The 18,623-nt window shown below is 70.0% G+C and carries 18 protein-coding genes, 1 tRNA gene and 2 pseudogenes; 10 read left to right on the plus strand and 11 right to left on the minus strand.

Annotated features, from left to right (window positions below; all coding sequences use genetic code 11):
• Position 1 precedes the first annotated feature (1 nt).
• Positions 2-850 (minus strand): sulfotransferase domain-containing protein, encoded by an 849-nt coding sequence (locus tag VNM44_RS11655; RefSeq protein ID WP_325626052.1) that lies wholly within the window; start codon positions 848-850, stop codon positions 2-4.
• 84 nt (positions 851-934) lie between these two features.
• Here VNM44_RS11655 and VNM44_RS11660 point away from each other — a divergent pair, with 84 nt between their 5' ends.
• The 4 genes from VNM44_RS11660 (at position 935) to VNM44_RS11675 (ending at position 6,350) form a co-directional block, all read left to right on the plus strand.
• Entirely contained in the window at positions 935-2,221 is a 1,287-nt protein-coding gene (locus VNM44_RS11660; RefSeq protein WP_325626053.1) for a citrate synthase, read from the plus strand.
• Positions 2,222-2,330: 109 nt separating this feature from the next.
• Positions 2,331-3,062 carry an ABC transporter ATP-binding protein gene (locus VNM44_RS11665; protein ID WP_325626054.1) on the plus strand — a complete coding sequence of 244 codons (732 nt, stop codon included), beginning with the start codon at positions 2,331-2,333 and terminating at the stop codon, positions 3,060-3,062.
• Positions 3,037-3,351, plus strand: coding sequence for an antibiotic biosynthesis monooxygenase (locus VNM44_RS11670; RefSeq protein WP_325626055.1), 315 nt, complete (start codon positions 3,037-3,039; stop codon positions 3,349-3,351). Before VNM44_RS11665 ends, VNM44_RS11670 begins: the two co-directional genes overlap by 26 nt.
• Positions 3,348-6,350, plus strand: coding sequence for an ABC transporter permease (locus tag VNM44_RS11675; protein WP_325626056.1), 3,003 nt, complete (start codon positions 3,348-3,350; stop codon positions 6,348-6,350). The genes VNM44_RS11670 and VNM44_RS11675 overlap by 4 nt, the downstream gene beginning before the upstream one ends.
• Here VNM44_RS11675 and VNM44_RS11680 read toward each other — a convergent pair.
• The 3 genes from VNM44_RS11680 to VNM44_RS11690 all read right to left on the minus strand — a co-directional run bounded on the left by VNM44_RS11680 (position 6,341) and on the right by VNM44_RS11690 (position 9,522).
• Positions 6,341-7,399 carry an LLM class flavin-dependent oxidoreductase gene (locus VNM44_RS11680; RefSeq protein WP_325626057.1) on the minus strand — a complete coding sequence of 353 codons (1,059 nt, stop codon included), beginning with the start codon at positions 7,397-7,399 and terminating at the stop codon, positions 6,341-6,343. The two genes, VNM44_RS11675 and VNM44_RS11680, sit on opposite strands and share 10 nt — an antisense overlap.
• 45 nt (positions 7,400-7,444) lie before the next feature.
• Entirely contained in the window at positions 7,445-8,353 is a 909-nt protein-coding gene (locus VNM44_RS11685) for a hypothetical protein (RefSeq protein ID WP_325626058.1), read from the minus strand.
• A 131-nt stretch (positions 8,354-8,484) separates the two neighbouring features.
• The gene (locus VNM44_RS11690) at positions 8,485-9,522 is read right to left on the minus strand and encodes an NAD(P)-dependent alcohol dehydrogenase (protein ID WP_325626059.1); all 1,038 of its coding nucleotides are present in this window, start codon (positions 9,520-9,522) and stop codon (positions 8,485-8,487) included.
• A gap of 164 nt (positions 9,523-9,686) precedes the next feature.
• Between VNM44_RS11690 and VNM44_RS11695 the strand changes: the two genes are divergently transcribed.
• Positions 9,687-10,082: an RNA-binding S4 domain-containing protein gene (locus VNM44_RS11695; RefSeq protein WP_325626060.1), complete on the plus strand. Its 396-nt coding sequence runs from the start codon at positions 9,687-9,689 to the stop codon at positions 10,080-10,082.
• Entirely contained in the window at positions 10,079-11,227 is a 1,149-nt protein-coding gene (locus tag VNM44_RS11700; RefSeq protein ID WP_325626061.1) for an NAD(P)/FAD-dependent oxidoreductase, read from the plus strand. Before VNM44_RS11695 ends, VNM44_RS11700 begins: the two co-directional genes overlap by 4 nt.
• Before the next feature lie 96 nt (positions 11,228-11,323).
• Here the strand turns inward: VNM44_RS11700 and VNM44_RS11705 are convergent, their stop codons facing one another.
• Both VNM44_RS11705 and VNM44_RS17125 read right to left on the minus strand, forming a co-directional pair.
• Positions 11,324-12,109 carry a hypothetical protein gene (locus VNM44_RS11705; protein ID WP_325626062.1) on the minus strand — a complete coding sequence of 262 codons (786 nt, stop codon included), beginning with the start codon at positions 12,107-12,109 and terminating at the stop codon, positions 11,324-11,326.
• A gap of 70 nt (positions 12,110-12,179) precedes the next feature.
• Positions 12,180-12,320 (minus strand): annotated as a pseudogene (locus tag VNM44_RS17125) (cytochrome ubiquinol oxidase subunit I); the annotation flags it as partial.
• Positions 12,321-12,967: 647 nt separating this feature from the next.
• Here VNM44_RS17125 and VNM44_RS11710 point away from each other — a divergent pair.
• Positions 12,968-13,165: a hypothetical protein gene (locus VNM44_RS11710; protein WP_325626063.1), complete on the plus strand. Its 198-nt coding sequence runs from the start codon at positions 12,968-12,970 to the stop codon at positions 13,163-13,165.
• Between the two features lie 158 nt (positions 13,166-13,323).
• Here the strand turns inward: VNM44_RS11710 and VNM44_RS11715 are convergent.
• Positions 13,324-13,397 (minus strand) — tRNA-Met (locus VNM44_RS11715).
• 27 nt (positions 13,398-13,424) lie between these two features.
• Here VNM44_RS11715 and VNM44_RS11720 point away from each other — a divergent pair.
• Both VNM44_RS11720 and VNM44_RS11725 read left to right on the plus strand, forming a co-directional pair.
• Positions 13,425-13,742 carry a hypothetical protein gene (locus tag VNM44_RS11720; RefSeq protein ID WP_325626064.1) on the plus strand — a complete coding sequence of 106 codons (318 nt, stop codon included), beginning with the start codon at positions 13,425-13,427 and terminating at the stop codon, positions 13,740-13,742.
• Positions 13,743-13,786: 44 nt separating this feature from the next.
• On the plus strand, positions 13,787-14,716 hold the full coding sequence (locus tag VNM44_RS11725; protein ID WP_325626065.1) for a hypothetical protein: 930 nt from the start codon (positions 13,787-13,789) through the stop codon (positions 14,714-14,716).
• 48 nt (positions 14,717-14,764) lie between these two features.
• Here the strand turns inward: VNM44_RS11725 and VNM44_RS11730 are convergent, their stop codons facing one another.
• The gene (locus tag VNM44_RS11730; RefSeq protein WP_325626066.1) at positions 14,765-15,304 is read right to left on the minus strand and encodes a pyridoxamine 5'-phosphate oxidase family protein; all 540 of its coding nucleotides are present in this window, start codon (positions 15,302-15,304) and stop codon (positions 14,765-14,767) included.
• 75 nt (positions 15,305-15,379) lie between these two features.
• Here VNM44_RS11730 and VNM44_RS11735 point away from each other — a divergent pair, with 75 nt between their 5' ends.
• Entirely contained in the window at positions 15,380-16,744 is a 1,365-nt protein-coding gene (locus tag VNM44_RS11735; protein ID WP_325626067.1) for an FAD-binding oxidoreductase, read from the plus strand.
• An 18-nt stretch (positions 16,745-16,762) separates the two neighbouring features.
• On the opposite strand, the gene narI is transcribed toward VNM44_RS11735, so the two are convergent.
• The 3 genes and pseudogenes from narI to narY all read right to left on the minus strand — a co-directional run.
• Positions 16,763-17,464, minus strand: a complete 702-nt coding sequence (narI, locus tag VNM44_RS11740; RefSeq protein ID WP_325626068.1) for a respiratory nitrate reductase subunit gamma — start codon at positions 17,462-17,464, stop codon at positions 16,763-16,765.
• On the minus strand, positions 17,461-18,060 hold the full coding sequence (gene narJ / locus VNM44_RS11745; protein WP_325626069.1) for a nitrate reductase molybdenum cofactor assembly chaperone: 600 nt from the start codon (positions 18,058-18,060) through the stop codon (positions 17,461-17,463). The genes narI and narJ overlap by 4 nt, the downstream gene beginning before the upstream one ends.
• Positions 18,057-18,623 (minus strand): annotated as a pseudogene (gene narY / locus VNM44_RS11750) (nitrate reductase subunit beta); the annotation flags it as partial. The pseudogene narY and the gene narJ, both read right to left, overlap by 4 nt.

An 18,623-nucleotide genomic window follows, 5' to 3' on the forward strand; every position in this document is an offset into this window, starting at 1 on the left:
GTCAGCTCCACCCCAACTCGCGCCCGAGCAAAGCCTCGAGCCGGCGGTTCGGCTCGGCGAACGTCGCGGCGAGCGCGGCGCGCGTCTCCGCGCGCATCGGCTCGTAGTCGCGGTCGAAGACGCGCGGGTAGTCGGGCAGCTCGTGTGGCTCCGCGCCGAGGAATGCCAGGATCGAGGCATACGTCTCCGCCGGCCTCTCCCCCAGGTCCTCGGTGCGGACGACGAGCAGCTGCTCGCTCGGAAAGGCCTCGAGCCAGCGCTCGAGTTGCTCCGCGTAGCGGCCGCGGGCGGTGTAGGTGTGGTCCCACCACGCACGACTGAATGCCCGGGGGTCCGCGATCAGGCGCTCGACCTCACCGACGAGCCGCTCGTCTTCCGCCGCCAGCGCGTCCTCGAACGACAACGGCTCGCGCCCGAGCGCTACCTCGTGCTGGTACTGCGAGTAGGCGCGGTCGACCGGATCGCGTAGCAGCGCGACGAGCTTCGCCCCGGGGACGAGCGACCGCGCCCGCTCGGGAGCGAGCGGGTGGAACAGGTAGCTCGGGCTCGCCTCGCCGACGAGCCGCTCCCCCGCTCGGAGCGGGAACTGGCCTCGGTACCACGCCTCGCCGCGCCACCAGTGCCTGTCGAAGAAGCTGACCTCCTTCCACGACGGGCCGGCGATCCCGGGATGCCAGCGGAGATACGCGTAGAGCGCCGTCGTCCCGGCCTTCTGCGCTCCGATCACGAGGAAGTCGGGCAGCGGCCGCCGGCGGGCGGTCAGTCGGCCGAACGTCCAGACCGCATTCCGCGCGACCTTGCGGACGGGCTCCGGCACCCGGGGAATGACCTCGGCGGGCAGACGGCGCATCGCGCAACCCTACGGGTCTCCACTGATGCCCCGGGCGCCGCCGATCTGAGACGATCCCGGCACGAGACCAGGAAGGGGACGACCGTGGCCGAGGACACGCTGACAGTCACCGACAACCGCACGGGGCACGAGTACACGCTCCCGATCACCGACGGGACGATCCACGCGACCGACCTGCGCCAGATCAGCGCCGAGGAGGGTGACGGCGGCCTGATGTCGTACGACCCGGCCTACCTCAACACCGCCTCGTGTCGGAGCGCGATCACGTTCATCGACGGCGACCGGGGCATCCTCCGCTACCGCGGCTACCCGATCGAGCAGCTCGCAGAGGACGCGACGTTCCTCGAGACCGCCTACCTCCTGCTCGAGGGGGAGCTCCCGACAGCCGACGAGCTGCACCGGTTCGAGGACGACATCCGCTACCACACCTACGTCCACGTCAATGTCCAGAAGTTCCTCGAGGGCTTCCGCTACGACGCCCACCCGATGGGCATGCTGCTCGGCGCGATCGGTGCGCTCTCGACCTTCTATCCCGACGCAAAGAACATCTCCGACCCCGAGGGCCGCTACCTGCAGCGGCTTCGGCTGCTGGCGAAGATGCCGACCATCGCGGCGTTCGTGTTCCGTCACTCGCGCGGCCTGCCGTACGTGCTCCCTCGGAACGAGCTCGACTACATCGGCAACTTCGTCAACATGACGTTCGAGATCGGCGGCCGGCACGAGCCGAACCCCGTCCTGCAGCGGTCGCTCGAGATCCTCCTGATCCTGCACGCCGACCACGAGCAGAACTGCTCGACGAGCGCCGTCCGCAGCGTGGGATCGTCCCACGTCGATCCGTTCTCCGCGGTGTCGGCGGGGATCGCCGCCCTGTACGGGCCGCTCCACGGGGGCGCAAACGAGGCAGTCCTGCGCATGCTCGACGAGATCGGGGACACGAAGAACATCCCGGCCTTCATCGAGGAGGTGAAGGCCGGCCACGGACGGCTGATGGGCTTCGGACACCGCGTCTACAAGAGCTATGACCCGCGGGCGAAGCTGATCAAGCGCGTCGCCGACGACGTCTTCGAGCAGACCGGGCTCAACCCGAAGCTCGAGATCGCGCTCGAGCTCGAGCGGATCGCGCTGGAGGACGAGTACTTCGTCTCCCGGAAGCTCTATCCGAACGTCGACTTCTACTCGGGGCTGATCTACCAGGCGATGGGCTATCCGACCGATTACTTCACGGTGCTCTTCGCCCTCGGCCGCCTGCCCGGGTGGATCGCACAATGGGAGGAGCACCTCTCCGACCCCGAGCAGAAGATCTCGCGGCCGCGTCAGGTCTACACCGGCGAGGGCGAACGGCCCTACGTGCCGCGCGCGCGTCGCGGCTGAGCCTGCCGGGGCCGTAGTTCACCACACCCGCGGATCGGGGGACGCGCCGATGGCGCACCGGCCGGCGAGGCGGAGCCTGGGCTAGAGAACCGGCCCTGGAGGAGTTGCCATGAGCATCAGCCCGCCGATCGTCGACGCCCGGTCGATCGTGAAGACCTACGACACCGGGGTCGTGCAGGTCGCGGCCCTCCGCGGTGTCGACCTGACGCTCGCACGTGGGGAGATGGTGGCGATCATGGGCCCGAGCGGCTGCGGCAAGACGACGCTGCTCAACTGCCTCTCCGGGCTCGACTCCATCGACGAGGGCGAGATTCTGATCGAGGGGACGTCCCTGTCGGAGATGTCCGACCGCGAGCGCACGGACTACCGCGCGCGGCACATGGGGTTCGTCTTCCAGTTCTACAACCTGATGCCGGTGCTGAGCGCGGTCGAGAACGTGGAGCTTCCCCTCCTCATCGCGCGGGAGAGCGCGCGCAGCGCCAGAAGCCGCGCGCTGGACGCGCTCGAGCTCGTCGGGCTCCGCCACCGGGCCGAACACGTCCCCGACGAGCTCTCGGGCGGGGAGCGCCAACGCGTCACGATCGCGCGCTCGCTCGTCAACGACCCGGCGATCGTCTGGGCGGACGAGCCGACGGGCGACCTCGATTCGGAGAACGCGCAGGACATCGTCGCCCTGATGCGTCAGCTGAACATCGAGCGAGGGCTCAGCTTCCTCATCGTCACCCATGACATCTCCGTGGGCCGCAAGACGGACCGCATCGTGCGGATGCTCGACGGCATGGTCGTCGAGGAGCAACAGCTGTTGGAGGTGGAACATGTTCTCACGGGTCACGCTGCTTGACATCGACACGCTTCGCACCGACGTCGACGACGTTCTCGAGCAGTTCAAGGCCGACGTCATGCCGAGGGTCCGGGAGGCACCGGGCTACGAGGGCGTCGCGGTGATGCTCACCCCGGAGGGGAAGGGCATGGTCCTGACGTTCTGGGAGAGCGAGGAGGCAGCCAAGGCGAGCGCCGGCCTCGCCGCCTCGGTCACCGAGGAGTTCGTGACGATCTACCGCTCGCCGGCCGGCCGTGAGCACTACCGGGTCGCGTACGTCGAGCCGCCCAAGGTCGCTGTCGAGGCGTGAACGAGCTCTTCGGCATCCCGCTCGACACCCTGCTCCTGATCCTCGCGATCGGGCTGGGGGTGGCGTTCGGGATCCTGGCCGTGCTCGCCATCCGGAACCCCGTGCTCGTCCGACTCGGGGTGCGCAACTTCGGCCGTCGGCGCTCGCGGACGAGCCTCATCGTGCTCGGGCTGATGCTCGGGACGACGATCGTCGCGGCCGCGCTCGTCACCGGCGACACGATGAGCCACACGATCCGCACCACCGCGACCGCGGCGCTGGGTGAGTCGGACGAGGTCGTCTCGGCGAAGGGAGCCGTGGACGACATCCCGGGCGATCTCGGCGACGCGAGCGGCGTCGGCTGGTTCCCCGAGTCGGTCGCCGGGGAGATCCGCTCCACGCTCGGCCCCAACCTCGCGGACGGTGTCGTCAACGTGGTGGTCGACCACATGGCGGTGCAGGCGCCGCGGACGAAGCAGAGCGAGCCCACGGTCACTCTCTTCGGAGCCGACCCGGCCGGGATGAAGGGCTTCTCGCCCATCGTCGGCTCCGACGGCAGCCACGTGTCGCTCGCCGATCTGAGCCCCGGCCAGGCCTACCTGAACACCGACGCCGCCGACGAGCTCGGCGTACGGCCGGGCGACACCGTGATCGCGTATCCCGCAGGCAGCCGGGCCGTCCTGCGGGTGCGGGACGTGGTCGAGTTCAACGGAGCCGCGACCGCGGACGCGGCGTTGCTGCTCCCACTCGAAGAAGCGCAGCTCTTCTACGCGCGGTACGGGCAGGTGCTCGGCGTGATGATCTCCAACCGCGGCTCCGGCGGGAGCGCCGTCGCGCTCTCCGACGCCGTCGAGCGGACGCTCACCCCGACCCTCCAGGCGCACGACCTCGAGCTGCAGACCATCAAACAGGACGCGATCGAGTCTGCGGACGAGGCCGGGAGCGCCTTCATGGCCTTCTTCACCACGTTCGGCTCGTTCTCGATCGCGGCCGGGATCCTCCTGATCTTCCTGATCTTCGTGATGCTCGCCGCGGAGCGTCGCGGCGAGCTCGGAATCGCCCGTGCCGTCGGCACGCGACGTGGCCATCTGACCCAGATGTTCACGTTCGAGGGGGCGGCATACGACGTCGTGGCCGCGATCGTCGGGGCGATACTCGGCGCGATCGTCGCCTTCGGGATGGTCTTCCTGATGGCCAAGGCGTTCGGCGCCGAGAACGAGGACGCCGGCCTGCAGGTCGAGTTCGCGTTCACCTGGCAGAGCCTGCTCATAGCCTTTGCCCTCGGCGTGCTGCTGACCCTGGTGGTCGTCGCGTTCTCCGCCTGGCGCGTGAGCACGATGACGATCGCCACTGCGATCAGGAACCTGCCCGAGCCGCCCGTCGTACGCCCGCGCCGCAGGATCGTCCTCGGCGGTCTGGGCGGACTGCTCGGCGTCCTGCTCGTCCTCACCGCGGGGAATGCCGCGACGCCGCTCATGCTGGGCGTGTCGCTCTTCATCGTCAGCCTCGTCCCGCTCGCGCGCCTCGTCGGCATTCCGGACCGGATCGCGTACACGGTCGCGGGGCTCACGATGGTCGTCCTGCTGCTCCTCCCGTGGAGCATGTGGGAGTCCGTCTTCGGCCCCCTGGCGATGGACTTCTCGACGTGGATCGTCTCCGGGCTGATGATCGTCGTCGGCGCCGTCTGGGTGATCGTCTACAACGCCGACCTGCTGCTCGGCGCGATGATGGCGGCCCTCGGCCGGATCAAGGCGCTGACGCCGCTCCTGCGGATGTCGATGGCGTACCCGCTCAAGAGCCGGTTCCGGACCGGCACGACGCTCGCGATGTTCACCCTCGTCGTCTTCACACTCGTCACCGGCTCGACGTCGACCGGCTCGTTCCAGGCCGCCTTCAACGATGTCGACACCTTCGGCGGTGGATTCGACATCCGCGCGGGTACCGGGGCACGTGCCGCGATTCCGGACATGGGCGCCGCGCTCCGCGAGCGCCTCGGCGCCCGGGCGTCCGACTATCCGGTGGTGGGCAGCCAATCCGTTCTCGCGGTCGACGCGCGTCAGCTCGGCACGGGCCGGCCGTTCGAGAACTACCACGTGCGCGGGCTCGACAGCTCGTTCCTCTCCCACACGACGTTCCAGCTCGGCTCCATCGCGCGCGGGTACACGAGCTCACGGGACGTATGGATGGCCCTGCAGGAGCACGTGGGCCTCGCCGTCGTCGACAGCCTCGTCGTGCAGCGGCGCGACAACTTCGGCTTCAACGTCATGCCGTCGGACTTCAAGGTCACGGGCTTCTACGCCGACGAGGGCAAGCCCTTCGACCCGGTCCCCGTCGAAGTGCTCGACAAGCAGACGGGCGAGAAGACGCGCCTGACGATCATCGGCGTCCTCTCCGACTCCGCCCCCTTCGAGATGAGCGGCATCTCGAGCTCACAGTCAACCCTCGCCGCGGCGTTCCCCGGCCGGGCGGAGCCGACGATCCACTACTTCAGCGTCGCTCCCGGCATCGACCCGGGCGCGGCCGCGCAGCGGCTCGAGTCGGCCTTCATCACCAACGGCCTCGAGGCGGAGTCGATCCAGAAGGTCGTCCAGGACTCCGTCGCCGCGAACAAGACGTTCAACCGGCTGATCCAGGGCTTCATGGCGCTCGGCCTCGTCGTCGGGGTTGCGGCGCTGGGCGTGATCAGCGCGAGGGCCGTGGTCGAGCGGCGCCAGCAGATCGGCGTCATGCGCGCGATCGGCTTCCGGCGGACGATGATCCAGACGGTCTTCCTGCTCGAGTCCTCGTTCGTCGCGCTCACCGCGATCGTCGTCGGGACGGGCCTTGGGCTGCTCCTCGGGTGGAACATCATCGAGGACTCGCGGAAGACCCCGAGTTGGGCGAACCTCGAGATGGTGGTGCCGTGGGGCGACCTCGTGCTGATCTTCGTCCTCGTGTACGCGGTCGCGCTGCTCGCGACGCTCGCGCCCGCCATCCGCGCGTCGCGCATCGCGCCTGCGGAGGCGCTGCGCTACGAGTGAGCCGGGACTGCGCCGGCCGCGCGTCGGCCCAGCTCTTTCCGCACGGCCGGGGCTACCTGCGTACCGAAGAGCTCGATCGCCTTCATCAGGCGGTCGTGCGGCATCGTCCCGACCGAGAGCTGCAGGAGAAAGCGTTGGTGGCCGAAGATCTCGTGCTGGAAGAGAATTTTCTCGACGACCTCGTCGGGTGTCCCCACGAAGTTCGCGCCGCGGAGCGACCGCGCGGCCTCGAACGTCTGCGGCGTCATCGGCGGCCAGCCTCGCTCGCGGCCGATGCGGTCCATCATGGTGGCGAAGGGCCCGTAGGAGACGTCGACCGCCTCACGCGCCGTCTCGGCGACGAAGCCGTGGGAGTTGATGCTGAGCGCGGGCGGCTCGTGGCCGGCCTCGGCCGCTGCGCGTCGGTGTAGCTCGGCGAACGGAGCAAACCGCTCCGGTAGGCCACCGATGATCCCGAGCGCGAGCGGCAACCCCAGTGTGCCCGCCCGGACAGCGGACTCCGGCGTGCCGCCCACCGCGACCCAGACAGGCAGCGGATCCTGGAGCGGCCTCGGATAGACGCCGCGGTCGTCGAGCGCCGCGCGATGGTGCCCTGACCACGTGACGCGCTCCGCCTCCCGGACCGCGAGCAGAAGGTCGAGCTTCTCGGCGAACAGCGCGTCGTAGTCGCGCAGGTCGTGGCCGAACAGCGGGAACGATTCGACGAACGACCCGCGTCCCGCCATGATCTCGGCGCGACCGGCGGAGAGCAGGTCGAGCGTCGCGAAGTCCTGGAAGACACGGATCGGATCGTCGGAACCGAGCACGGACACGGCGCTCGTGAGCCGGATCTGCTTCGTCCGCGGAGCGGCGGCGGCCAGCACGACGGCAGGCGCCGACACGGCGAAGTCGGGCCGGTGGTGCTCACCTACACCGAAGACGTCGAGACCGACCTGATCCGCGAGCTCGATCTCCTCGAGGAGATCACGCAGGCGCGCTGCGGGGCTGACGGTCCGACCCGTCGCCGGGTCGGGCGTCAGCTCCGCGAACGTGTAGATCCCCAGCTCCATGTGATTTCCTTGCATACGCAAGTAAATCTAGCATGGAGCTCCGGCTCAGCGGGGCACCTGCACCACCGAGTACGGGGTCGACGGGTCGGGTGTCGTGCCGAACCGCGCGTTGACCGCGTAGAGCGACTTCCCGTGCCGATCGATCGTCGTCGGAACGTCGAAGTCCGAGTCGGTGATCGTCCGCGCGATCGTGCCCGACGCGAAGCCCTTCGCAAGCGTCACGACGGCGATCTTGTTCAACTGGTTCTGGACGACGTAGAGCGTCCGCCCGTGCAGAAGCAGTCCGTCGCCGTTCGGAACGGAGCTGCCGCCGAGCGAGATCTCCTTCGTCGCTCCCGTTCCCGGCGCGACGCTGAACAGCTTCCCGGTAGCGCTCTGCACGACGACGAGCGTCTTGCCGTTCGGCGTCGCATCGATGCCGTTCAGGTTGAACCCGGAGACGAGCTGGAAGTCGCCCGTCAGGGGAACCGCCTGGGCGGATGTCGCGGGATTACCGTTCTTCGAGAGCGCAACCCGGTAGAGCACTGCGCGGTTCGAGTCGGTGAAGTACGCGGCGCGCTTCGTCACGACGACGTCGTTCACGAAGGTGGCGCCGCCGCCGGTCGCGAGTTGCAGCTCACGGACGAGCGCGCCGGTGCGCGCGTCGTAGACGAACCCTTTGCCGGTCGAGCCGCCGGCGACGAAGAGACGCCCGCGGTCGAACTCGACGCCGATCGCCGCACGGCCGGATGCGCCCTGGACGAGCGTCGTGCCCTTCCCGGTGCGGAGGTCGCCGCGGTAGACGGCGCCGGTCGGGATCGAGCCGACGTAGAAGGTCGTGCCGTTTCCGACCGCGATCCCTTCCGGCTGCCAGCCGTTGGGCAGCGGGATCACCTCCGGGAACGACGACTTCGCCGTGGCGGCGGTGGCGGTCATGACGACGAGGAACGCCGTCAGAAGCAGGATCCGGCGCATCGGTAACCCCTTTCCGAGCTTTCTCCCTGCGTGAGTGATACCCGATCTGCTCACAACGACTCGAGGCATCGCGAGCCGGCGCCGACCTTCGGCGGCGGCTCACGGGTCACGCCGTGTCGCGGGGCGAAGGGCTATGCGGGCACGACCACCGCGCGGCCGTCGATCTTCCCTTCCCGCAGCCGCTCGTAGACGTCGGGAGCGTCGTCGAGCGAGAACTCCTCGACGTGCGAGCGGATCTTCCCCGCGCGGGCCAGGTCGAGTACCTCCATCAGCTCGATCGTCGATCCCCAGTACGGCACCGTGAGGGCGGCGTCCCAGGGCATCGCGCCGAACCGGAACGGGAACGTGCCACCGGCGAGCCCGACGACCGTGACCTCGCCTTCCGGGCGGACCACGGAGGCGCCGAGCTCGATCGTTGGCTCCGCGCCGACGAAGTCCAGGACGGCGCTCGCGCCGAGCCCGTGCGTCAGCTCCCTGATGGTTGCGGCCGCATCGGCATCGGAGGGAACGACCTCGTCTGCGCCGACGGCGCGCGCGAGCTCGAGCTTGGCAGGGTCGAGGTCGACCGCGATGATCTGCGTCGCGGTCACGGCGCGGAGGATCTGCACCGCCATGTGCCCGAGCCCGCCGACGCCGATCACCACGCAGGCGGAGCCGGGGACGAGCCGCTCGAGGTTCCGCTTGACGGCGTGGTACGGCGTCAACGCGGCGTCGGAGAGAGGGGCGGCTTCCTTCGGGTCGAGATCCCCGAGCGGCAGGAGGAGGCGAGCCGAGGGGACGAGGAGGTACTCGGCCATGCCGCCGTCGCGGCCGAGCCCGCCGCCGAGCGCCCCGATCTCCGCCGCCCGCTCGCAGTAGTTCTCACGCCCCAGGCGGCACGCACGGCAGCGTCCGCACCCCCAGGGCCCGTAGACGGCGACCGCCTCTCCGACATCGAGACCCGTGACACCGGGCCCGAGCGCCTCGACCCAGCCGGCGTTCTCGTGCCCGATCGTGAAGGGAAGCTCGAACGCGAACGTGCCTTCCGGCCACTCCATGAGGTGGAGATCGGAATGGCACGCGCCCGCGCCACCCACCTTGACGAGCACCTCCCCCGGCCCGGGCTCGGGCACGGGGACGTCGCGGAACTCGGGGGGCTGTTGCCATTCCACGAGCTGGTACGCCTTCATGACGTTCCTCCTCTGGTCGGCTGAGCGGCCGGGGCGCGCCGCAACGACGGGCGTCGGCCGTGCAAGCACATGCTACGGGCGCTCCCTCGCAGGGAACGAATGCCCTGATCCCGTGCCCGGGAAACCACGCGTGGCGCACCGCGGAGGCCTGCAATCATGGCCGGATGGACGGGGTGCGGATCGACCGGTGGCTCTGGGCAGCGCGGCTCTTCAAGACACGTGGCGCCGCAACCGAGGCCGTGCTCGGCGGCCGCGCGCACGTCAACGGCGTCCGCGTGAAGCCGTCGAAGGACGTCCGCGCCGGAGATCGCATCGAGGTCACCGTCGCCGACGTGCGGCGCGAGCTCGTCGTTCTCGCCGTCGCCGAGAAGCGAGGCCCGGCTGCGGTCGCCGCCACGCTCTACCAGGAGACGCCCGAGTCGATCGCCCGGCGCGAACAGCGCTCGCTCGAGCGCAAGCTCTCGCGCCCGCTGGGGGCGGATCTCGGAGCGCGACCGACGAAACGGGACCGCCGTCGGCTCGACGCGCTCCGCGCGCAGATGCGCAGCCGTCGTCCGTGACCGCGCCGGCGGTAGCCGACCGGCCGTCCGTCTGCGTCGTCGGCGCCGGCCCCGCGGGGCTCGCCGCGGCTGCGATGCTCGCGAAGGCGGGCGCGCGCGTGGTCGTGCTCGAACGTACCGAGGTGGGCGCGTCGTGGACCTCGCGCTACGACTGTCTGCACCTCCACACGGTCCGGTGGCTCTCCGGGCTCCCCGGATACCCGATCCCGCGCTCCTCCGGTAGATGGCCGTCCCGCGACGGCGTGGTCGACTACCTCCGAGCGTACGCAGCCCGGAGCGCCCTCGACGTCCGCGCAAGTGTCGACGTCGACCGGATCGATCGCGAGGACGAACGCTGGGTCGTCCGCTCCGCCGGCGGTGACGTCGACGCCGACCGTGTCGTGGTCGCGACGGGGTACAGCAACATCCCGTTCGTCCCCGACTGGCCCGGGACCTTCGAAGGCGAGATCGTCCACTCCACGGCGTACCGGAACCCGGAGCCGTTTCGCGGACGGCGCGTGCTCGTCGTGGGAAGCGGCAACTCCGGCGCGGAGATCGCGGCCGACGTCTCCTCCGGCGGAGCCGCCGAGGTCCTCCTCTCGGTCCGCACTCCTCCGGCGATCGTCCGGCGCGACACAGCCGGGATCCCGACGCAACTCCTCGGGATCGCCAGCTCGCACCTGCCGGTCTCGGTCGCCGACCGGGTGGCTGCGACCATGCGGCGGATCGCCTTCCCCGACCTCGCGCCGCTCGGCCTGCCCGCGCCCGAGCGGCCGTATTCGGAGTTCCTCCGCCGGCGCGTCATCCCCGTGATCGACGTCGGAATCGTCGATGCCATCCGTAGCGGGCGTGTCAGGGTGGTGGCCGACGTCGAGCGGCTCGACGGCGAGGCCGTCGTCCTCGTGGACGGCAGTCGTGCAGCGGTGGACGTCCTCGTCGCCGCGACCGGGTTCCGGACGGGATTGGAGCCGCTCGTCGGCCACCTCGGCGTCCTCGACGAGCGCGGAGTCCCGCTCGTCCACGGCGCAGAGGAGCTCGCGGAGGCACCGGGGCTGCACTTCGTCGGGTACGACGTGACGCTCGGCGGAATGCTCCGCGTGATCGGCGGCCAGGCGCGCCGGCTCGCCGGAGTCGTCGCGGCATCGAGCGCGCAGACGTCGGCATGACACCGCGGCGAGTGGGCCTCCGTCTCTCTTGGGCTGCACCGATGGCCTCGGTCCTCGCCCTCGTGGCCGCGTTTTCTGTTCGCGCTCGCGGCGTCGTCACGGGCCTGCCGCCGGTGGCAGGAGCATCGAGGCACGCAACGACTCGAGCGGTGTGTCCGGAACCTTGATCAGCCCGCGCGTCGGGCGGTCGAGGTCGAATGTGACGAGGAGGAGCAGCGTCACGAGGCCGGCGGCAACGATCGCGGCGAGCAGTCCGCGCCCGAGAACGGCGAGATACAGGGCGAGCAACCCGACGACGACCGCCGCCCCGATCACCTCGAGGCCGAGCACCGCCCCCGGGACGCGGTTGTTCAGGGCCGCTACGCGCACCGTCTCCTGGTCGATCATGTCGTTGAGCGTGTCCACGTAGAGGCGGGGTGCGCTCGCGGTAGGCGCCGCTCCGATCGCCTGGCCGGCGAGCCGCCACAGACGCCTCTGGAGGATGGACTGCTGAGCCGTCGTCCGCATCATGGAGGCGCTGTTCGGGACCTCGTGCGACAGCCGGAGGGAGAGATCCGTGTAGCGCCGCAACAGGTCGAGTGACTCGGAGCGCCCGGGCTCGGCGATGAGCTGCGCGCGGAGATACGTCGTGCCGATCGCATTCGCCTCGGCGACGACAGCGGCCCGCCGCGCCTCGTACCTGCCCACGGCGAGGCTCAGGCCGAAAGCCAGGATCAACCCGACCAGACCGAGGAGCGCGGCCTGGAGGACGCCGATCGGCTCGCGCAGGACGTCGGTGTGCCGCCGTAGGTAGCGGCCGAGGGCCGCGCCGAGCACGCATGCGCCGCCGACAACCGCGAAGACGAGAAGAGCTACGGCCCAGCTCGGGAGAGAGAAGAACACCGAGGGCGAGCCTATCCCGCGCGACCGTCGACGACGTCGAAGCCGATCGGGCTCTGCATCCACGAGTTAGGTCCCAGCCGAAGATCCAGAGCCCGAGGAAGGTCGACTCGAGCATGAAGGCGGCGAACCCTTCGATCGCGAGCGGGACGCCGAAGACGTCGCCGACGAACTCGGCGTAGATCGACCAGTTCATCCCGAACTGGAATCGTCGGCTGCGCGAGCTACCGCGTCTGACCGGAGCGGGTAGAGCGCGAGTTCGCACCGATGCTCACTCGCGGTGAGCATCGGTGCTCCTCGGGAAGATGCCTAACCGTTTCCGATCGCGCCTTGACCCTGCCAGAAATGGTCGCAGTTCGTCGGGCCCGATCCGTCCGGATACGTCCCGATCGGCCCGACGGACGGACCAGACTTGGGGCCGCCACCAGCACGCAGCTCTGCCTGAATGTCCGACCAGACCTGTTCGCATTGCGCGGCCGCACGCTCCTGGCCCGGTGCGTTGTCCGAGCTACCTCCTCCGCCCGTCTGTGCGGACGCTGTCCCTGCCGTGGCGAGGCTCAGCGCGGACACGACGACTGCAACGAGCAAACGCTTCATTGCGCCTCCCCCGAATGATGCGGCGGACGCCCGCCGCTGGTAGAGCGACCTTCTCATAAGGCAAGGAGCACGTCCAGGCGGTCTGCTGGGAGTTGCCGACTCCTTGCGGTATGTCCGATGTGCTCTATATAACTGCGTCTAATACATCATGAGCCTAGTCCGAAAGCGAGGACAGTGTCCCTCGAACGAGCCTCGTGAGCGACACGAGCGCGACCGATGTTCTCCCGGGTGGTCCCGCTCAAATCCACTTAGGAGGACCGAGTGATGACACGTGGTGACCGGAATCTGGCGACGCTGTCTCCGATGATTCTCACTGGCGGCATGGCGATCGTGATAGGCGCACTCATGTGGGGATTGGTCGGTCTCAACTTTGGCGTTGCCGTCCTCGTGGCCGTCCTCCTCCTTGCTGCCGGCATCCTCGGCGTGTGGATGCTCGAAAAGCGCAGACGCGAAGCCGCATGACAACGCATCGTGTAGCTCCACTTCGGAAGGGGTCCTGCTAGCTCTCAGTGGCTCACGGGGGTGGAAGATCGACGGACGCTCCGCTAGGCCCTCCGCACTCACAGCCGCTCGAGCGGCCCGAGAACAGCGAAAGGCCCTGATCAGCAGGGCCTTTGTAGTAGCGGGGGCAGGATTTGAACCTGCGACCTCCGGGTTATGAGCCCGGCGAGCTACCTGACTGCTCCACCCCGCGTCGCGGCCACTATCGTAGCACCGGATCATGGCGTTCTGGATCTCTCTCGCCGTCTTCCTCGTCGGCCTTCTCGCCGGGCTCGCTTACGCGATCGTGCGGGGCATCGTGCTCTGGCGCGGGTTCAAGTCGACAGGGCGCGCGTTCTCTGCCGAGTCGGCCCGGATCGCAGACGTCTCCGCCGGCATCCAGGAGCACCTCGAACGCGCCGATGCATCGAACGCGCTCCTCCGTGAGGCGGCCGCACGACTCGCGGTCTCGCGCGCCAGGCTCGACGTACAGCTGCAGGCGATCCGCGAGGCCCGCCACGTGATGCGGCGCTTGCTCTGGTTCCTGCCCGGCGCCTGATCCTCACGACAAGAGGAGGCGCCTCGAGTTGTACGGTGCGGGGGATGCGTGTCGCCGCCGTCGATCTCGGCACGAACACCACACGCCTGCTCGTCGCCGACGTCGAGCACGGCCTCGTGGAGGAGGTCGTGCAACGAGAGGCGATCACACGGCTCGGGGAGTCGGTCGACCGGCGGCGAATCCTCCTCCCCACCGCGATCGCCCGCGTCCGCAACGTCCTCGTCGACTACCGGCGCGAGGCCGAGGCCCTCGGAGCCGAGCGCGTCCTCGCCGTCAGGACGAGCGCGGTGCGGGACGCAGACAACGGCGAGGCGTTCCTCGGGGAGATCGAGTGGAGCTACGGGTTCTCGACACGCATGCTCGACGGAGGCGAAGAGGCCGAGCTGATGCTCCGCGGCGTCGCCAGCGACCGAGCGATCGGGACGGGGACGCTCGTGGTCGACATCGGCGGGGGGTCGACCGAGCTCGTCACTGCGAACGGCGGCCGGATCGCCTGGGCCGTCAGCACCGAGGCGGGCAGCGTGCGGCTCACCGAGCGGTTCCTCCGCTCTGACCCTCCGGAGCGCCACGAGCTCGACGCCTGTGCCGCGCACGTGCGTTCTCTCCTCCCCCCGCTCGATGCGACCGCGGTGATCGGAGTCGCCGGCACGGTGACGAGCGCCGCGACGATCGCGGTCGGCGAGCGCTGTTCGGTGCACCGCCACCGGCTCGCGCTCGCCTCGGTGGAGACCACGCTGGAACGACTCTCCTCGCTACCGCTCGTCGAGCGGGAGCAGGTCCCGGGTCTCGAGCCGATGCGCGCGCCCGTCATCGTCGCGGGCCTCGTCGTCCTCCGCGAGATCCTCGCGCGCTACGGCCTCTCGGAGATCGAGGTGAGCGAGCGGGACATCCTGCACGGCGCAGCTCTCGCCGCGTCGGAGCTGCCAGAGCCGGAGGAGGGAGCAGTCCCGCCGATGGCCTTCACCTGCTGCTGACGCGGCATCGTGGGCGGAGCCACGAGCTGACGCGCCGGTAGGCACAGCTCAGCGCGACGTCGTCGGCTCGAGCGGGAGAGCGCCACCCGCGAGCCGCAGCGCCTCCGTCGCGGGGTTGCCGCGCTCGTCCCAGGTCCAGGCGCTCTCCGGAGTGAGCACCAGCGCGACGTCGTCATAGGCGGCGAACTCCGCGACCTCCGGGAGAGCCTCTGCGGCCTCGGTCAGGTAACGGCGGTGAACGAGCCCCACGAGCTCCGTCGCGGCATTCCCGCCGACGATCTCTACACGGCCGCGCAACGACGCACCGCAGACCTCGGTGCCGGAGCGGGAGTCGTGCACGCAGAGCGTCGCGCGCGGATCGCGGTGGAGGTTCCGCGCCTTGCGGCTGCGGGAGGAGGTCGCGAGGATCACCTCTGCACGACGGGCCGCGAACCAGACCGGCACGACATGCGGCGACCCGTCCTCCTCGAGGGTCGCGACGACGCCGACCAGCCGCTTGCCGAGCAACTCCCGTACGAGCGGGTCGACGAGAACCGCGTCGCCGGTCAGCCTGCGGCTCGCCTCGGGGGCTGCGCCGTGGTCGCTCACGGCCGCTGGATATCACAGCGGTCCTCACGGTGGGATACTGACCGAGGGGTCGAGACAAACGACAGGGAGGTCTGTATGGCGATCTCGACGATCGACGCCGGGCTGCTCGAGGCGCTCACGGGGATGTTCTCGGGCACGGTGCTTTTGCCCGACGACGACGGCTACGACGACGCGCGCCGCGTCCACAACGGGCTGATCGACCGGCGGCCGGCGCTGATCGCGCGCTGTCAGGGCGCCGCGGACATCGCGGACGCGATCGGGATCGCCCGCTCGAGCGGGCTCGAGGTCTCGGTCCGCGGCGGCGGCCACAACGTGGCGGGCCGCGCGGTCGCGGACGGCGGCGTGATGATCGACCTCGCGCCGATGAAGGGGATCCACGTCGACCCCGCCGCCCGGACCGTACGGGCGCAGGGCGGCGTCATCTGGAGCGAGCTCAACAGGGAGGCGCACGCCCACGGCCTCGCCGTGACCGGCGGCGCGATCTCGTCGACCGGCATCGCCGGCTACACGCTCGGAGGCGGGCTCGGGTGGCTGATGGCGAAGCACGGGCTCGGGGCCGACAACCTGATCGGCGTCGAGCTCGTGACGGCGGACGGCGAGACGCTGAACGTCGACGACGAGAGCCATCCCGACCTGATGTGGGCGCTCCGCGGCGGCGGCGGGAACTTCGGCGTCGCAGCCTCTCTCGTCTACCGGCTCCACCCACTGAGCACGGTGACCGGCGGCCTCATCGCGCACCCGATCGACGCAGCCCCCGAGATGCTGCGCTTCTACCGGGACGCCGTCGCCGGCGGCTCCGACGACCTGACGGTGTTCGCGGGGCTCGTCCACGCGCCGGACGGCTCGGGCCACAAGCTCGCGGCGATGGTCGTCTTCCACACCGGCTCGCCGGACGAGGCAGAGCGGGATCTCGCGCCCTTCAAGACCTGGGGCACGCCCCTCGTGGTCGAGGTGGGCCCGATGCCCTACCCGGTGATGAACACGCTGCTCGATGCCGCGTATCCGAAGGGCGCGCTCAACTACTGGCTCTCGAGCTTCACGACGGGGCTGTCCGACGAGCTGATCGACGCGATGGCGGAGCGGTTCGCGTCGGTCCCCTCACCGATGACCGTGATCCTGCTCGAGCACTTCCACGGGGCCGTGACGCGGATCGCGCCGACGGACACGGCGGTTCCGCACCGCGACGAGGGCTGGAACCTCCTCCTGCCGTCCGAGTGGACCGACCCCGCTCACACCGAGGCCAACATCGCGTGGACGAAGGACACGTATGCCGCGCTCTCGGAGCACTTCAGCGGCGGCCGCTGGCTCAACTACCTGGGTGACGACCAGGACGACGCGATCCGCTCGGCCTACGGGCCGAACTACGACCGGCTGGTCGAGGTGAAGCGGCGGTACGACCCCGACAACGTCTTCCACCTGAACCACAACATCGTCCCGTAGCCGGGAGGCGGGCGGCTGTCAGCGAAGCGCGGTGCGTGCGGCGCCGCGCTTCGCGCGATACGTGATCGGCGAGCGGGTGAGGTAGCCGAACGGGACGCTCCACACGTGGACGAGCCGCGTGTACGGCCACACGGCGTAGAGGAGCCACGCGATCGTGACGTGCGCCTGGAAGAGGAACGGCGCGTCGACCATCAGGTCGCCCTTCGGCTGGAGCGTGAAGACGCTCCGGAACCACGGCGAGACGGTCTCCCGGTAGTCGTACTCGTCGATCAGGCCGCCGACGAACGTGCAGAGCATGCCGAGCAGGATGGTGACGAGGAGCAGCGGGTACATGACCCAGTCGCTCTGTAGCGTCGTCGCGCGGATGCGGTCGATCTTGAGGCGCCGGTAGACGAGCACGATCGCGCCGAACGAGAGCAGGAGCCCCGCGGCGCCGCCGGCGACGATCGCGACCCAGTGGTAGAGGTCGTGGGAGACTCCGACCGCGTCCGTCCACGTGTTCGGGATCAGGATCCCGATGACGTGTCCACCGATGACGCCGAGGATCCCGAGGTGGAACGCGAAGCTGCCCACGAGGAGCAGCCGGCGCTCGAGGAGCTGCGTCGACCGGGCGGTCCACGTGAAGCCGTCGCGGCGGTAGCGCCACACGTGGCCGACGACGAAGCTCGTCAGCGCGACGTACGGCAGGAGCACCCAGAAGAACGTGTCGACGCGATTCACGCACCGACCTCCGCGAGCTCGGGCGCTCCGAACGGCTCGAGCCCGACGAGCTCGGCGGGCGGGCCTTCCTCGGCAAGCCTGCGCGCCTCCTCGAGCTGGCGCGCCGTCGGCTGAGGCAGCGCCTCGCAGAGGGCGTCGAGGACGCCGGCGTAGACGCTGCCGCGATTCGCGAGCGCGGACCTGACGAGCTCGAGCGGCGCCCGGAAGGACGCGAGCAACTCGGTTCCCTCGTCGGGCCGAAGCGACGCGAACTCGAGCATCACGGGCAGGTAGTCGGGCAGCTCCGAGCCCTCGAAGGGGAGCCCGGCCTCCGCGTAGCGGCGCTTCAGGCGGACGAGCTCGAGCCCGCGCTGCCTCCGGTCGCCGTGCGTGTGGTACGTGAGGTGGAGGCCGCAGCGCCGGTCGAAGTCGAAGGTCTCGACGTACGCGCGGCGGAGCCCGGCGAGCGGCGTCCCCGCGATCGCGTCGAGCACCCCTTCGACCGCTCGGCGCTCACCGCGCGGCAGCTGGGCTGCCGCGGCGCGGAGCTCGGGCATGCTTTCGACGAGCGTGTCGTCGGGGTAGGCGAGCAGGACGGAGAGGAGCTTCGCGTTCACGTCGCCTTGCGAAAGTCGAGGAACGCGACGTTCGAGCCGTTGCCACTGCGGGCCCCCGGCGCGGCGAGCGGCTCGGCCCCGAACGGGTCCTTCGTCTGCTCCAGCGCTCCGCAGCTCCCCGGCCCGCCCTCGAAGTCGAGGCCGCACGCGCCCTGGCGGGAGTGCGGATTGATGCCGATCTCGCCGTGGGCCTGCGGGATGACGTAGCGCTCGTCGTACTTCGCGATCGCGAGCAGCCGGAACATCGCGTCGATCTCGGCCGGCTCCATGCCGACCGCGGCCGCCACCGCCGGGTCGGGCTCGCCGCCGAGGTTCTTCTCTCGCGTCCAGCCGCGCATGGCCGCCAGGCGGCGCAGCGCGACCCGCACCGGCTCGGGGTCCCCGGCCGTCAGCATGTTCGCGAGGTACTCGATCGGGATCCGCAGCTCGTCGATCGCGGGGAAGACGTCGTCGGGGTCGGCCTCGGAGCCGGGTCCTTCGACGAGGCTCATCACCGGCGAGAGCGGCGGCACGTACCAGACCATCGGGAGCGTCCGGTACTCGGGATGGAGCGGCAGCGCGAC

The sequence above is a fragment of the Gaiella sp. genome, assembly GCF_035558935.1.
Taxonomy (GTDB): domain Bacteria; phylum Actinomycetota; class Thermoleophilia; order Gaiellales; family Gaiellaceae; genus Gaiella.

Coding starts and splice junctions, on each gene's coding strand:
- VNM44_RS11690 (WP_325626059.1), bottom strand. CDS start 9,522: ATGAAGGCGTACCAGCTCGTGGAATGGCAACAGCCCCCCGAGTTCCGC.
- VNM44_RS11665 (WP_325626054.1), top strand. CDS start 2,331: ATGAGCATCAGCCCGCCGATCGTCGACGCCCGGTCGATCGTGAAGACC.
- VNM44_RS11735 (WP_325626067.1), top strand. CDS start 15,380: ATGGCGATCTCGACGATCGACGCCGGGCTGCTCGAGGCGCTCACGGGG.
- VNM44_RS11670 (WP_325626055.1), top strand. CDS start 3,037: ATGTTCTCACGGGTCACGCTGCTTGACATCGACACGCTTCGCACCGAC.
- VNM44_RS11680 (WP_325626057.1), bottom strand. CDS start 7,399: ATGGAGCTGGGGATCTACACGTTCGCGGAGCTGACGCCCGACCCGGCG.
- VNM44_RS11720 (WP_325626064.1), top strand. CDS start 13,425: ATGGCGTTCTGGATCTCTCTCGCCGTCTTCCTCGTCGGCCTTCTCGCC.
- VNM44_RS11695 (WP_325626060.1), top strand. CDS start 9,687: ATGGACGGGGTGCGGATCGACCGGTGGCTCTGGGCAGCGCGGCTCTTC.
- VNM44_RS11685 (WP_325626058.1), bottom strand. CDS start 8,353: ATGCGCCGGATCCTGCTTCTGACGGCGTTCCTCGTCGTCATGACCGCC.
- VNM44_RS11725 (WP_325626065.1), top strand. CDS start 13,787: ATGCGTGTCGCCGCCGTCGATCTCGGCACGAACACCACACGCCTGCTC.
- VNM44_RS11710 (WP_325626063.1), top strand. CDS start 12,968: ATGACACGTGGTGACCGGAATCTGGCGACGCTGTCTCCGATGATTCTC.
- VNM44_RS11655 (WP_325626052.1), bottom strand. CDS start 850: ATGCGCCGTCTGCCCGCCGAGGTCATTCCCCGGGTGCCGGAGCCCGTC.